Source organism: Promicromonospora sp. NPDC019610 (assembly GCF_044389365.1).
Lineage (GTDB): Bacteria > Actinomycetota > Actinomycetes > Actinomycetales > Cellulomonadaceae > Promicromonospora.
Genome location: NZ_JBIRXX010000003.1, coordinates 745,102 through 759,723, shown reverse-complemented (window position 1 = coordinate 759,723; position 14,622 = coordinate 745,102). Strand labels below are relative to the sequence as shown.

11 protein-coding genes are annotated in these 14,622 nt (G+C 68.6%); 1 reads left to right on the top strand and 10 read right to left on the bottom strand.

The features are described from left to right. The first annotated feature begins 73 nt into the window (after positions 1-73). Complete coding sequence (locus tag ACH45N_RS24475) at positions 74-1,027, top strand: NmrA/HSCARG family protein (RefSeq protein ID WP_397398544.1); 954 nt, start codon at positions 74-76, stop codon at positions 1,025-1,027. A 630-nt stretch (positions 1,028-1,657) separates the two neighbouring features. On the opposite strand, the gene nrdF is transcribed toward ACH45N_RS24475, so the two are convergent. The 10 genes from nrdF to ACH45N_RS24425 form a co-directional block, all read right to left on the bottom strand. Further along, complete coding sequence (gene nrdF, locus ACH45N_RS24470) at positions 1,658-2,638, bottom strand: class 1b ribonucleoside-diphosphate reductase subunit beta (protein WP_285108366.1); 981 nt, start codon at positions 2,636-2,638, stop codon at positions 1,658-1,660. Positions 2,639-2,706: 68 nt separating this feature from the next. Next, on the bottom strand, positions 2,707-4,812 hold the full coding sequence (gene nrdE / locus ACH45N_RS24465) for a class 1b ribonucleoside-diphosphate reductase subunit alpha (RefSeq protein ID WP_397398543.1): 2,106 nt from the start codon (positions 4,810-4,812) through the stop codon (positions 2,707-2,709). Positions 4,813-4,850: 38 nt separating this feature from the next. After that, positions 4,851-5,285, bottom strand: a complete 435-nt coding sequence (nrdI, locus tag ACH45N_RS24460; RefSeq protein ID WP_377229609.1) for a class Ib ribonucleoside-diphosphate reductase assembly flavoprotein NrdI — start codon at positions 5,283-5,285, stop codon at positions 4,851-4,853. 35 nt (positions 5,286-5,320) lie between these two features. Then, positions 5,321-5,563: a glutaredoxin-like protein NrdH gene (gene nrdH / locus ACH45N_RS24455; protein WP_020017613.1), complete on the bottom strand. Its 243-nt coding sequence runs from the start codon at positions 5,561-5,563 to the stop codon at positions 5,321-5,323. A gap of 414 nt (positions 5,564-5,977) precedes the next feature. Further along, positions 5,978-7,420: a serine hydrolase domain-containing protein gene (locus ACH45N_RS24450; protein WP_397398542.1), complete on the bottom strand. Its 1,443-nt coding sequence runs from the start codon at positions 7,418-7,420 to the stop codon at positions 5,978-5,980. A gap of 114 nt (positions 7,421-7,534) precedes the next feature. Next, positions 7,535-8,971, bottom strand: coding sequence for a GH1 family beta-glucosidase (locus tag ACH45N_RS24445; RefSeq protein WP_397398541.1), 1,437 nt, complete (start codon positions 8,969-8,971; stop codon positions 7,535-7,537). Further along, on the bottom strand, positions 8,968-11,244 hold the full coding sequence (gene yicI, locus ACH45N_RS24440) for an alpha-xylosidase (protein WP_397398540.1): 2,277 nt from the start codon (positions 11,242-11,244) through the stop codon (positions 8,968-8,970). Before yicI ends, ACH45N_RS24445 begins: the two co-directional genes overlap by 4 nt. Positions 11,245-11,290: 46 nt before the next feature. Then, positions 11,291-12,187 (bottom strand): carbohydrate ABC transporter permease, encoded by an 897-nt coding sequence (locus tag ACH45N_RS24435; protein WP_397398539.1) that lies wholly within the window; start codon positions 12,185-12,187, stop codon positions 11,291-11,293. Between the two features lies 1 nt (position 12,188). After that, entirely contained in the window at positions 12,189-13,166 is a 978-nt protein-coding gene (locus ACH45N_RS24430; protein ID WP_397398538.1) for a carbohydrate ABC transporter permease, read from the bottom strand. Next, positions 13,159-14,463 (bottom strand): ABC transporter substrate-binding protein, encoded by a 1,305-nt coding sequence (locus ACH45N_RS24425; protein ID WP_397398537.1) that lies wholly within the window; start codon positions 14,461-14,463, stop codon positions 13,159-13,161. The genes ACH45N_RS24430 and ACH45N_RS24425 overlap by 8 nt, the downstream gene beginning before the upstream one ends. Positions 14,464-14,622: the final 159 nt, after the last annotated feature.

The window sequence follows — 14,622 nt, the reverse complement described above, 5'->3', positions numbered from 1 at the left end:
CTGGCCCCTCCGGTACCGGGCGCGCAACTGCCGTCCGCCGCGAACACCGGGGATACACAAGAGGAAGTACACGATGTCTGAGAGCAGCAAGCCGTTGATCGTCGTCGCGGGTGCCACCAGCAAGCAGGGAAGGAGTGTCACCACCTCCTTGCTTGAGAGCGGCAGGTTCCGAGTGCGAGCCCTGACCCGAGACGCCGGCTCCGCCCAGGCCCGGGGCCTGGCAGGACTGGGAGCGGAGATCGCCGAGGTTCCTCTCGCGCTGGGTCACCAGCGCGAGCTCGTCGACGCGTTCCGATCGGCCGAGGGGGCCTTCCTGATGACGCCGCCCCTCCTGCCGCCCGACTCCGAGGAGTACCTCATCGGGAGCCAACTTGCCGATGCCGCAGGCGAGGCCGGAGTAGGTCACGTCGTCTTCAGCACCCTGGAGAACGTCGAGGAGAGGACGTCGGGCACAAAATGGGCGCCGCACTTCACCGACAAGGCGCTCGTCGCCGAGCACATTCGGACTCTGCCGATGGCGCACACCTTCGTCTCGCTCTCGTTCTACTACACCAATGCGCTGGAGTACTACGTCCCGCACGTCGACGGTGACACGGTGGTCATGCCCTTCTACTTCCCCGAGGACTTCCGCGTCCCGTTCGTGGACCCGCTCACCGCGGCCGGCCCCGCCGTTCTGGAGGTGTTCTCCAACCCCGACAACTACCGCGGCGCCTGGCTACCGGTCGTCGGTGATCTGATCTCCCCGGCCGAGATGGTCGAGACGTTCTCCCGTGTTACTGGACTCAAGGCCGAGTACCGCAACGCTTACACGCGCGAAGGTCTTCTGGAGTACTTCCCGTTCCTGGGCGTGAACCCTTTGGCAGCCGACGAGACCATCGGCATGGTCGAGTACGCGGTGGAGTACGGATACTTCCGCGGCGACCGCGACCTCCAGTGGAGCCGACGCATCGATCCCAACACGCTGACCTGGGAGCAGTTCGTCCGCAACACCGGCTGGCGCGGGGAGCGGGTCGCCTTCGGAAACTAGATCCAATCATCGACGAGATCAGACAGGCGCCACGGCTCCCCGACCAACTGGGGCGGTTGCACCCCGTTTCCTTCGACATCGACCACGACATAGTCGGCAGTGGTCCAGTCCTGCTCATGCGTTGGTGTCCATGATCCCGTCTCGCGGCTTGCCGCAGGATCCCGAACACGCCGGACATCAAGACCCCCGCGCAGAAGCCGGTACGGTACGGGATCGGCTTCGCCTGCAGGGCAACCGACTCTGCCTCTCGACGCTTGGCTACCGCCAAGAGGGACGCCCGCGAGTGGCTGGCCAGGATGCACACCACGATCGCGCGAGGCCAGCGGTGCAGGTCTTGCCGCCCGGCGCCGGGTAGCGCACCTGCCATCGGCCCGAGGGAGCTTGCGCAGGCTCCCCAGTTCTCTCGCGTCGTCGTACTCATCGTGGCCTCGCGTGCTCTCGGATGGACGCTGACGGACTGCCGTGCCATCGCGTGCCAGACAGTCCCCGAGAGTGCTCGGATCCGCTAGATTCCGGCGTTCTCCTCCTGTGTCCACGGAGAGTCGGCACGCAAAGAGGCCCGGAACCGCAGGAATCTGCGGTTCCGGGCCTCTGATCAGCCGCTGTGCGCGACGGGCTTCCGACGTGGTGTCAGAAGTCCCAGTCGTCGTCCTCGGTCTCCACGGCCTTGCCGATCACGTACGACGAGCCCGACCCCGAGAAGAAGTCGTGGTTCTCGTCCGCGTTGGGCGACAGCGCCGCGAGGATCGCGGGGTTGACGTCGGTGTCCTCCTTGGGGAACAGCGCCTCGTAGCCCAGGTTCATCAGGGCCTTGTTGCCGTTGTACCGCAGGAACTTCTTGACGTCCTCGGTCAGCCCCAGCTCGCCGTAGAGCGAGTCGGTGTACTCGACCTCGTTCTCGTACAGCTCGAAGAGCAGGTCGAACGTGTACGCCTTCAGGTCGTCCTGCTCGGGCTGCGTCAGCTTGGCGAGGCCCTTCTGGTACTTGTAGCCGATGTAGTACCCGTGCACGGCCTCGTCGCGGATGATGAGGCGGATCAGGTCGGCCGTGTTCGTGAGCTTCGCCCGCGAGGACCAGTACATCGGCGCGTAGAAGCCGGAGTAGAACAGGAACGACTCGAGCATCGTCGAGGCGACCTTGCGCTTCAGCGGGTCGTCGCCCCGGTAGTAGTCGAGGACGATCTCCGCCTTCTTCTGCAGGTGCTCGTTGCTCTCGGACCACTCGAACGCGTCGTCGATCTCCGGCGTGGACAGCAGCGTGGAGAAGATCGAGGAGTAGCTCTTCGCGTGCACGCTCTCCATGAAGGCGATGTTGGTGTACACGGCCTCCTCGTGCGGGGTGAGCGCGTCCGGGATGAGCGACACCGCGCCGACCGTGCCCTGGATGGTGTCCAGGAGGGTCAGGCCGGTGAACACCCGCGACGTCATGGTCTTCTCGTGCTCGGAGAGCGTGTTCCACGACTGGATGTCGTTGGAAACCGGCACCTTCTCGGGCAGCCAGAAGTTGCCGACCAGGCGGTCCCAGACCTCGAGGTCCTTCTCGTCCTCGAGGCGGTTCCAGTTGATCGCCGTCACGCGATCGATGAGCTTGAGCTTGCCAGTTGGCGACATGGGAGTTCCTTCAGGAGCGACGGTGGTACGGATGAGCCTGGCGGTGCGGACCGGTCAGCGCGCTGCTGTCACAGCATGCAGCTGACGCAGTTCTCGACCTCCGTACCCTCCAGTGCCATCTGGCGCAGGCGGATGTAGTAGAGGGTCTTGATGCCCTTGCGCCACGCGTAGATCTGCGCCTTGTTGACGTCGCGCGTGGTCACCGTGTCCGGGAAGAACAGGGTCAGCGAGAGGCCCTGGTCCACGTGCTGCGTCGCCGCGGCGTACGTGTCGATGATCTTCTCGTAGCCGATCTCGTACGCGTCCTGGTAGTAGTCCAGGTTGTCGTTCGTCATGTACGGCGCCGGGTAGTAGACGCGGCCGAGCTTGCCTTCCTTGCGGATCTCGATCTTGGCCGGGACCGGGTGGATCGACGACGTCGAGTTGTTGATGTAGCTGATCGAACCCGTGGGCGGCACGGCCTGCAGGTTCTGGTTGTACAGCCCGTGCTCCATGACCGAGGCCTTGAGCGCGCGCCAGTCGTCCTGCGTCGGGATCGTCACGCCGGCGTCGGCGAACAGGCGCGTGACCCGCTCCGTGGCCGGCTTCCACTCCTGCTCGACGTACTTGTCGAAGTACTCGCCCGTGGCGTACTTGGAGTCCTCGAACCCGCCGAACTTCTGCTTCCGCTCGATCGACAGGCGGTTCGACGCCGCGATCGCGTGGTAGGCCACGGTGTAGAAGTAGATGTTCGTGAAGTCGATGCCCTCCTCGGAGCCGTAGTAGATGCGCTCCCGGGCGAGGTAGCCGTGCAGGTTCATCTGGCCCAGGCCGATCGCGTGGCCACGCTCGTTGGCCAGCTTGATCGACGGGACGGACTCGATCGAGGTCTGGTCGCTCACCGCGGTCAGCGCGCGGATCGCGGTGTCGATGGTGCGGCCGAAGTTCGGCGAGTCCATCGCCTTGGCGATGTTCAGCGAGCCCAGGTTGCAGGAGATGTCACGGCCGACCTCGTCGTACGAGAGGTCCTCGTTGAACGTCGACGGCGTGGAGACCTGCAGGATCTCGGAGCACAGGTTCGAGTGGGTGATGCGGCCCTTGATCGGGTTCGCCTTGTTCACCGTGTCCTCGAACATGATGTACGGGTACCCGGACTCGAACTGCAGCTCCGCGAGCGTCTGGAAGAAGTCGCGCGCGCTGATCGTGGTCTTGCGGATGCGGTCGTCGGCGACGAGCTCGTCGTACTTCTCCGAGATGGAGATGTCGGCGAACGGCTTGCCGTAGACCCGCTCGACGTCGTACGGGCTGAACAGGTGCATGTCCGCGTTCTTCTTGGCCAGCTCGAACGTGATGTCCGGGATGACCACGCCGAGCGAGAGCGTCTTGATGCGGATCTTCTCGTCCGCGTTCTCCCGCTTGGTGTCGAGGAACCGCATGATGTCGGGGTGGTGCGCGTGCAGGTACACGGCGCCGGCACCCTGACGCGCGCCGAGCTGGTTCGCGTAGGAGAAGGAGTCCTCCAGGAGCTTCATCACGGGGATGACGCCCGAGGACTGGTTCTCGATGTGCTTGATCGGTGCGCCGTGCTCGCGGATGTTGCTCAGGAGCAGGGCCACGCCGCCGCCACGCTTGGAGAGCTGCAGCGCGGAGTTGATGCCGCGCGCGATCGACTCCATGTTGTCCTCGATGCGCAGCAGGAAGCAGGACACGGGCTCGCCGCGCTGCGCCTTGCCGACGTTGAGGAACGTGGGCGTCGCCGGCTGGAACCGCCCGGAGATGACCTCCTCGACGATGTCGCGGGCCGTCTGCTCGCTGCCGTCGGCCAGGCCGAGCGCGACCATGGCGACGCGGTCCTCGAAGCGCTCCAGGTACTTCTTGCCGTCGAACGTCTTCAGCGTGTACGAGGTGTAGTACTTGAACGCGCCCAGGAACGTCTCGAAGCGGAACTTCTTGGAGTACGCGAGCTGGAACAGCTCCTTGACGAACGAGCCCGAGTACTTGGCCAGCACGGTCGGGTCGTAGTACTTGGCCTCGACGAGGTGCTCGAGCTTCGCCTCAAGAGTGTCGAACTCGACGGTGTTCGGGTTCACGTGCTGCAGGAAGTACTGACGGGCCGCCTCGCGGTCCTTCTCGAACTGGATCTTCCCGTCCGGCCCGTACAGGTTCAGCATGGCGTTGAGCGCGTGGTAATCCATCTGGATGCTCTCCAGGGGGATCTCGCTCAGGCCCTCAGTCAGGCTGAGAGGCTCAGTGGTTGTTGCTGCCAAAATCGTCCCAATCCGTTGCGGACGCGCGTGACGTCCTGCGCCGTTCCCAGAAGCTCGAAGGCGTACAGGTACGGGACATCACACTTCGCCGAGATGATGTCGCCGGTGATGCAGTACGCAGCCCCGAAGTTGGTGTTCCCCGCGGCGATGACGCCGCGGATGAGCGACCGGTTGTGTTCGTCGTTGAGGAACTTCCTCACCTGCCGCGGGACGGCCCCGCCCTCGTTACCGCCACCGTAGGTGGGGGCCAGGAGGACGTAGGGCTCGTCCACGCGCAGGAACCCGTCGGCCGGGCGGAGCGGGATCCGGTGCACGGACATCCCCAGCTCTTCGAGAGCGAGCTTCTCGACGAACCTGTGCGTGTTCTCGGACACGCTGGAGAAATAGACGAGAGAGCCCACGTCACGCCTCCTTGCCGACGTAGCGGTGGTGCAGGTCAGGCCGAAGCGGCCTGAAGCGCGGCGACCGCGCTGATCTGGTCGGGGCGAAAGCCCGACCAGTGGGTGTCACCGGCCACCACGACCGGTGCCTGGAGGTAACCGAGGCCGCGGACCATCTCCAGCGCCTCAGCGTCCTGCGTGATGTCGACGACCGTGTACTCGACACCCTTGCGATCCAGTGCCCGGTACGTCGCGTCGCACTGGACGCATGCCGGCTTGCTGTAGACCGTGACGCTCATGTCCGCCTCCTCTGACCTCGAAGAACACCCGTGAACTTACGTCGGTGTGCTTTGTTCGCGGGTCTGCGTCTCCCGCTGCACCAAACACTACACCTAGGGTCTGACACTCGCTCGGTCACGACATGTAGTGGTTCGGGACGTGGTAGGCACGACGTCGGGAACACTCGTGACGCTCATGGACCATGCTGCCACGAGCCTCTGACACCGCCAGGGAGGCCGCGCGCACGGGTTCCCGGGGCGTCGTCGGGGGAGCTGTCAGGACCGCGCGAACGGGCACCTCGACGGCCTCTCGGGGCCCGAAAAAAATCTGAGTCCACGGCGTGTCGCGCGCCTTCGGCGTGTCACCGGGACGGAGTTTGTCGGGCTCGCCACACGACGGACAGTCCCCGCCGGGAATACCTCGCCGCGGGGCGGCTACCCGGTCGCTCCGGGGCGGTGCCAGCCGGCCTCGTCGACGCCGCCGGGCACGGCGGTACCGGGGTCGTACGGGGCCCGCGTGAAGTGGAAGGTGCCGATGTCCAGCGCGACGGGCGCGCCGTCCGCCTCGACCGCCCGGAGCCGCTCGCCCAGCCAGTAACCGCCCTCGACGCCGCGCAGCTCGCCGCCCACGACGTCGAACAGCGTGCCGCGGCCCCCGCTGCGCGCGGACCGCAGGTCGACCCGTCCCGCGGCGTCGACCTGCACGACGAACGGGACCGGCCCCCAGTACCACGTGCCGGCGATCCCGGCCGGCACGCCCCCGCTCGCACCCGCCTGCCGCCCCGCGGGGCCGTCGTCGGACACCGGCGGAGCCGTGGGCGCCACCGGCGGCACCGTGGGCGCCCCGTCGCCCTGGAACGCCGCCAGCAGCGTCGTGCCGTCGCCGAACCCGCCCGTGGACGAGCCGCACACCGCCACCACGTCCCCGGTGGCGACGTCGGCGCGGAGGTCCGCGGTGAACCCCGGGACCGAGCCGCCGTGCCCGACCGTGCGGACCGTGCCGTCCTGGCGCACGCGCACGCCGAGGCCGTGGGCGGTGGCCCACGGGCCGCCCTCGGGTCCGGCGTCGTCGACCACCACGCGCGGGACCGCCAGGTGCCGGCGCAGCTCCAGGGGGAGAACCGCTTCGCCGGCGTCACGGTCCGCCTCTCGGCTGACGAGCCACATGCCGAACCGCACCAGGTCCGACGGTGTGGACCACACCTCGCCCGCGGGACCCGCCGCGCGGTAGTCGGGGACGGGCTCGTGGTGCACGAGGTCGGCGTCCGGGTGCACGGCGTACCCGTGGACGGCCGGGCCGACGGGGACCCGGCCGGTGGCGGTCATGCCCAGCGGCTCCCACAGCTCGTCGCGCAGCACCTTGTCCCACGCGCTGCCGCGGACCACCTCGACCAGACGGCCCAGCACGGCGAACCCGGGGTTGCTGTAGTGGTACCGCTCGCCCGGGTCCCAGAGCTGCTCGATGCCGGACCCGGCCAGCTCGTCCCAGGTCGGCCCGCCGTGCCGTTCCCACCACGGGCCCGGGAACTCGGCCTGCAGGCCGCTGGTGTGCGTCAGCAGGTGCCGGATCGTGGCGTCCGGGGCCGGGGCGTCCGGCAGGTGCCGCCCGATCGGGTCCGCGAGCGCCACGGCACCCTCGGACACCAGGCGCAGCACGGCCACGGCGACCATCGGCTTGGTGACGGATCCGATCCGGAAGGCGTGCTCCGCCGTCGGCTCGCCTGCCCAGGGGGCGGCCGCGACGTCTGCCCAGACCACCTCGCCCCCGCGTCCGACGGCGGCGGAGAGGGCGGGCACGCGGGCGGCGTCACGCAGCTCGAGGAGCAGCCCGCTCAGCGCGCTGCCGGGTGCGGTGCTGGTCACCTGGGACTGGATCATCCCCAGAAGGTACCCAAGGACCGGAACGAGATCGGTCGGTTGCCCTGAGATCGGTCGGTCGATGGACCGATCTCAAGGCAACCGACCGAAGTCAGCACCTACCCCGCCAGGAGGTCAGGCCGGCGAGACCTCGTCCACCGACGGCAGCGTGCTGGTGGTGGCCAGACGGCGGTACCAGTGCGCCGAGTCCTTCCAGGTGCGCTCCAGCGTCTCGTAGTCGACGCGGATGATGCCGAACCGGCGGTCGTACCCGTAGGCCCACTCGAAGTTGTCGAGCAGCGACCACGCGAAGTACCCGCGCACGTCCACGCCCTGGTCACGGGCGAGGCCCAGGGCCTCGACGTGGTCGTGCAGGTAGGCGACGCGCTCGACGTCGTGCACGCGCGCCACGCCGTCCTCGACCACGACGGTGTCAGCGAACGCGGCGCCGTTCTCGGTGACCATGAGCGGCTGGTCCGGGTAGGTGTCGCGCAGCGAGACCAACAGGTCCGTAAGACCCGCCGGCTCGATGTTCCAGCCCATGGCGGTGTACGGGCCGGGTTGCGGCAGGAACTCGACGTCGTCGGCCGCGATCCACGGCGTGCCCGCCGAGTCCTTGTGCCCGTCGGCCTGCTGCCGCTCCCCCTCGCCGGAGAAGTGCCGCACGCGCGCCGTCGAGTAGTAGTTGACGCCCAGCACGTCGAGCGGCTGCGCGATGGCCTCCAGGTCGCCGTCCTGCACGAACGACCAGTCGGTCACCGACGCGGTGTTCTCCAGCAGGTCCGCGGGGTAGGCGCCCTCCAGGACCGGCCCGAGGAAGGCCCGGTTGGCCAGCGCGTCCACCGTGCGGACGGCGCCCTGGTCCACCGCGGACGACGGGTCGTCCGGCCGGAACACGTGCAGGTTCAGCGTGATCGACGTCTTGGCGGAGTCGCCGAGCACCTCGCGGATCTGCTGGACGGCGAGGCCGTGCGCCAGGTTGAGGTGGTGCACCGCCTGCAGCGCGGCGAGGGGCTCGGTGCGGCCCGGCGCGTGCACGCCCGAGCCGTAGCCCAGGTAGGCCGTGCACCACGGCTCGTTGAGCGTGGTCCAGACGTCGATGCGGTCGCCCAGCTCCTCGGCCATCTTGCGGGCGTACCGCGCGAAGGCGTAGGCGGTCTCGCGGTTGGTCCAGCCGCCGGCGTCCTCCAGCTCCTGCGGGAGGTCCCAGTGGTAGAGCGTGACGACGGGCTTGACGCCCGCGGCGATCAGGCCGTCCACGAGGTCCGAGTAGAACCGGATGCCCTCGGCGTTGAACTCGCCGGAGCCGCCCGGCTGTACCCGCGGCCACGCGATCGAGAACCGGTAGGCGCCCAGGCCCAGGTTCTTGATGTGCTCGACGTCCTCCTGCCAGCGGTGGAAGTGGTCGTCGGCGACGTCACCCGTGTCGCCGTTCAGCGTCCGGCCCGGCGTGTGCGAGAACGTGTCCCAGATGGACGGGCCGCGCCCGCCCTCGGTCGCGCCGCCCTCGATCTGGTACGACGCGGTCGCCGATCCCCAGAGGAAATCCGTGGGGAACTTCCGTGCACTCACAGTGCCACCTCTCCCGGGCCGGTGGCCCGAACGGTCTTGCCTTCGTTCTCGACGCTCCATTCGCCAGGAGCGTCAGCACTGGTCACGTGCACGACGCCGGACTCGTACCGCACACGGAACGTCGCCGGGGCGCCGGTGCCACCGGGGACCAGGATCTCTTCGTCGAACCCTTCGGGCAGACGGGTGCAGCGTAACGTCACGCCCTCGGCCCACGCGTAGTCCGGGCGGTCGTCGCGCGCGCCGACGGGCAGCACCGTGCCCGGCCGCACGAGCACCGGCAGGGTGTCGAAGCCGTGCTCCTCCGTGACCCAGCGGGACCCTGGGACGGTCAGGGCCAGGTCGGACGCCGCCACCTCGGGCAGGCGCGTCCACTCCCCCTCGGGCACGTAGTACTCGGCGCGGGACTCGCCGAACACGGGCGCGACCAGCAGCGACGACCCCAGCATGTACTGGGTGTCCACGGTGGCGGCGCTCCGGTCGGACGGGAACTCCAGCACCATCGGGCGCATCACGGGCAGCCCCGCCCCGGCGGCCTCGGCACCGGCCCCACCGAGGTACGGCATGAGCCGCATCTTCAGCCGGGTGAACTTGCGCGTCACGTCGACGGCCTCGTCGTCGAACGCCCACGGCACGCGGTACGAGCTCGACCCGTGCAGGCGCGAGTGCGAGGACAGCAGGCCGAACGCCGTCCACCGCTTGAAGACGGCCGGGTCGGGCGTGCCCTCGAAGCCGCCGATGTCGTGGCTCCAGTAGCCGAACCCGGAGAGCGACAGCGACAGGCCGCCGCGCAGGGACTCGGCCATGGACACGAACGTGGACTCGCAGTCGCCGCCCCAGTGCACCGGGAAGGCCTGGGTGCCCGCCGTGGCGGACCGGGCGAACAGCACGGCCTCGCCGGTGCCGCGCTCCTGCTCCAGCAGGTCGAACACCGTCTTGTTGTAGAGCGAGGCGTAGAAGTTGTGCATCCGCTGCGGGTCGGACCCGTCGTGCCAGACGACGTCGGTGGGGATGCGCTCCCCGAAGTCGGTCTTGAAGCAGTCGACGCCCTGGTCCAGCAGCACGCGCAGCTTGTCCTGGTACCAGGCGGCGGCCTCGGGGTTGGTGAAGTCGACCAGCGCCATGCCGGCCTGCCACTTGTCCCACTGCCAGACGTCGCCGTCGGCCGTGGTCACCAGGTAGCCCTTCTCGGCGCCCTCGCGGAACAGGTGGGAGCGCTGCGCGATGTACGGGTTGATCCAGACGCAGACCTTCAGGCCGCGCTCGTGCAGCCGGGCCAGCATGCCCTCGGGGTCCGGGAACGTGGCGGGGTCCCACACGAAGTCGCACCAGTGGAACTGGCGCATCCAGAAGCAGTCGAAGTGGAACACGGACAGCGGGATGTCCCGCTCGGCCATGCCGTCGACGAAGCTCATGACCGTGGACTCGGAGTAGTCCGTGGTGAACGACGTGGAGAGCCACAGCCCGTACGACCAGGCGGGGACGACGGCGGGCCGCCCTGTCAGCGCCGTGTACCGGCGCAGGATCTCGGCCGGGGTGGGCCCGTGGATCACGTAGTACTGCAGCGACTGCCCCGGCACGGAGAACTGGGTGCGGCTGACCACCTCGGAGCCGACCTCGAACGAGACCTTCTCGGGGTGGGCCACGAACACGCCGTAGCCGCGGTCGGTCAGGTAGAACGGCACGTTCTTGTAGGCCTGCTCGCTCGCGGTGCCGCCGTCCTCGTTCCAGACGTCGACGCTCTGGCCGTTCTTCACGAACGCCCCGAACCGCTCGCCCAGTCCGTAGACGTGCTCGCCCACGGAGAGCCCGAGCTGCTCGTGCACGAAGTCGCCCTCGGGCGTGCTGGCCAGCCCGACGCTCCGCGCCGACGAGGTGGTGAGCACCGTGCCGCCGGCCACGAAGTCGACCTGCCACTCGCCGTCGGTCGAGACGCGGGCCGTGAGGCCGCCCGACGTCAGCTCGGCGGGGCCCTCGCCCGGAGCGGCGGGTGCCACCACCTTGACCACGCCCGGCTCCCGGTTCACCGCGAAGTGCGGGCCGGGGTCGCGGCGGCCCTGGTGGTGCTCGATGCGCACGCCGATGACGTCGTCGGCCGGGGCGTCGAACGTGACGGTCACGACCGGGCGGTTCAGCGTGTCGCCGCGCTTGGTGATGGGCGCGGTGGGCGCGTACACGGTCAGGGTGTCGTCGCCGGCCTCGACCGCGTCGACGTCGCGGGGTCGGAGCACGTCCACGCCGGGGCGCAGCTGCCAGTAGCCGTCGGTGAATCTCATGGCTGGGGCCTCACTCGTGTCTGGGTGGCTTCGTGGTGGAGCGCGGTCACTTGACCGCCCCGGCGGTCACGCCGCGCGTCAGGGTGCGCTGGAAGATCAGGAAGAAGATGACGGCCGGTACCAGCGACACGAGCGAGCCCGCGTTGATCGTGGGCGCGTCCATCATCCGGTCGCCCTGCAGGGAGGCCAGGGCGATGGGGATGGTCTGGGTGTCGTTGCTGGTCAGCATGACCAGCGGGATGAAGAACTCGTTCCAGGTCCAGATGAAGAAGAAGATCATCAGCACCGAGAGCGTGGGCCGCACGATCGGGAACACGACCTGCCAGAGGATGCGCCAGCGGCTCGCGCCGTCCAGGGCGGCCGCCTCCAGCAGCGCGGGCGGGAACGTGCCGAGCACGGACGACAGCAGGTACGTGCCGAACGCCGACTGGATGACGGTGAAGATGATGATCACCGACCACTGCGAGTTCGACAGGCCCACGGACTGCGCCATGGTGAACAGCGGGTAGATCAGCGCCTCCTGCGGCAGCATGTTCGCCAGCAGGAACAGGGCGACGATCCACAGCCGCCCCTTCACCCGGCCGATGCCGATCGCGTACGCGTTCAGCAGCGACAGCAGCGCGCCCAGCACGGCCACGACGGCCGAGATGAACACCGAGTTCCACAGCTTGACCGGGAAGTCGGTGCGCTCCCAGAAGGCCACCACGCCGTCGAGGAACAGGCCCGACGGCAGGGACAGCGGCCCGTTGGCCGCGTAGTCCTGCGGCGACTTGAACGCGTTGAGCAGCATGATCCCGAACGGCGCGAGCACGGCGAGGCCCACCAGGACGGCGGCGGCCAGCACGAGCCAGCGGCCCGTCCCGCGGCGGTAGCGGGAGTCGATCGCGGCGGCCCGCGCCCGGGGCGATCGGGCGGCGGGTCGCAGGTCTGTGGCGACGGCCATGTCAGACCCCCTCCCTCTCACGTCGTTCGGCCCGGTTCTGCAGGCCGAGGATGATCAGGGCCACGGCGACGATCACGAGCGTGAGCACCGTGGCGATCGCGGACCCGTAGCCGACCTGGGACTTGTCGAAGAAGTTCAGGTACGAGTAGTAGCTGGGCACCAGTGTCGAGCTCTCGGGCCCGCCGCGCGTCAGCACGTAGATGGGCCCGAACACCTTCAGGGCCGCCACGGTGCAGGTCAGCGTCACCACGAACGTCTCGGGGCGGATCTGGGGCACGGTGATGGCCCGGAACCGGTCCCACCAGCCGGCGCCGTCGAGCTCCGCCGCCTCGTACAGCTCGGGGTCCACGCGCTGGAGCGCCGCCATGAAGATGACCACGGGGTAGCCCATCTGGACCCAGATCAGCACGAGCATCACCGACGGCAGGGCCGTCGTCGGTTCGCCCAGCCAGTTCGGCGGGGACTCGATGCCGATACCCCGCAGGATCACGTTGAGCGCGCCCGTCTGGGAGTTCAGGATCCAGTTCCACAGCACGCCCGCCACGGCGACGGGCAGGATCTGGGGCAGGTAGTACGTGGCCCGCAGCACCGACGAGACGCGCTCGCCGAACCGCCGTCCGAGGTAGTCGAACAGCACCGCCGCCAGCACCAGGCCCAGCAGCGTGGGCACCAGCACCATGGCGACGATCATCGCGAGCGAGTTGCCGAACGACGTCCAGAACTTGTCGTCGCCCAGCAGGTCGACGTAGTTGCCCAGCCCGTTCCAGCGCAGCGGCGCCATCCCACCGCGCCACTTGAACAGGCTGAAGTACACGTTGGTCACCAGCGGGTAGCCGATGACCACGACGAACGCGACCGCGCCGGGCAGCAGGTAGGGCAGGTACGCCACCCACTGCGCCCGACGACGGCGCGTTCCGCGCGGCGCGCGCGGGCGCTGGTCCGCCCGTGCGCGCCGGTCGGTCACGGCGGTGTCAGCCATCGAGCAGGTCGGCCTTGCCCTCGTCGTACGAGCTCTGCAGCCCGTCCAGCACCTCGGCCGGCGTCTTGGACCGGTTGACCAGGGACTGCAGCTCGCTGACGATCACGTCGTAGTAGCCGGCCACGGGCCAGTCGGGGTAGTACGCCAGGCCGTCCTCGTCGAGGATCGCCTGGAAGTTCTCGGTGAGCTCGCGCGTACGCTCGTCCTCGATCACGGACGGGTCGCCGGCCACGGGCAGGCCGCCCTCGGTGGCCAGCACGTCCTGCACCTCGGGGCGCAGCGTGATGTCGATGAACTCCTCGGCCAGGCTCGGGGAGTCGGCGTTGGCGGGGACCACCCAGAGGTTGCCGGACGAGCCGGTGTGCAGCGAGTTGCCCGGGAAGTTGAACTGGCCCCAGTCGGCCTTGGTCTCGGTCACCAGGCGGCCGAACCACCAGGAGCCGCTGACCATGAGCGGGTACGTGCCGTCGATGAACGAGACGCCCATGTCCTCGGCGGTCAGGGCCGCGGAGTCGGAGGCGATGTAGCCCTTGTCGATCCACTCGTCGAGCTTCTCGGTGGCCTGCGTCATCGCGTCGTTGTGGAAGTCGACGTCGTTCGCGAAGAGCTGGTAGTCGTCCACGAGCTGGCGGTCGCCGTAGGCGAGCACGAGCTCGTACCAGAGCTGGCCCAGCGGGTACTCGGCGCCGGCCTCGGCCAGCGGCGTGATGCCCTCCTTCTTGAAGGCGGCCAGCACGTCCTCGAACTCGTCGAGCGTGGTCGGCACCTCCAGCCCGAGGTCGGCCAGCATCTCCTTGTTGTAGTAGACGCCCACGAACTCGCCGTAGTTCGGCACGCCGTACCACTCGCCGGAGCCCATGAGGCCCTGCTCGTCGTACGTCGCCGTGGTCGCGAGCGAGCCGGACAGCTTCTCGTCCCAGCCGCGCTCGGTGGCCGCGTCGGTCAGCGGGGTCAGCAGGCCCTGGGCCGCGAGCTGGCCCGCGGTCGCGTTGCCCTTGTTGAACTCCATGACGTCGGGCACGTCGTCGCCCGTGAGCACGATCTTGGCGTTCTTCTGGATCTGCTCGAACGTCTGCTTCTCGACGTCGACCGTGACGTCCGGGTTCTCCTCCTCGAAGATCTCGATGGCCTTGGCCCAGGCCTTGCCCATGGCCGAGTCCTCGTTCTCGTAGTGCCAGATGGTGAGCGTGCTGTCGTCGGTGTCGCCACCGCCGCCGCCCTGGCCGGTGCATCCGGCCAGTGCCATGGCGCCGGCCATCGCCGCCGCCACGACCGTCATCGTCCGCTTGTGCCTCATTGCATCTCCTTGGTCCACGTCCGGACTGCCGCGTCCGGATCGTCGAAGCGTTTCAACACGCTAAACCCAGACTCTCACACATGTCCAGTGGCTCTTTCAGTGCAGAACGCTAGTCTTCTGTCGAAGCGCTTCCCCAGCATGCGGCACACTGGTGTGCCG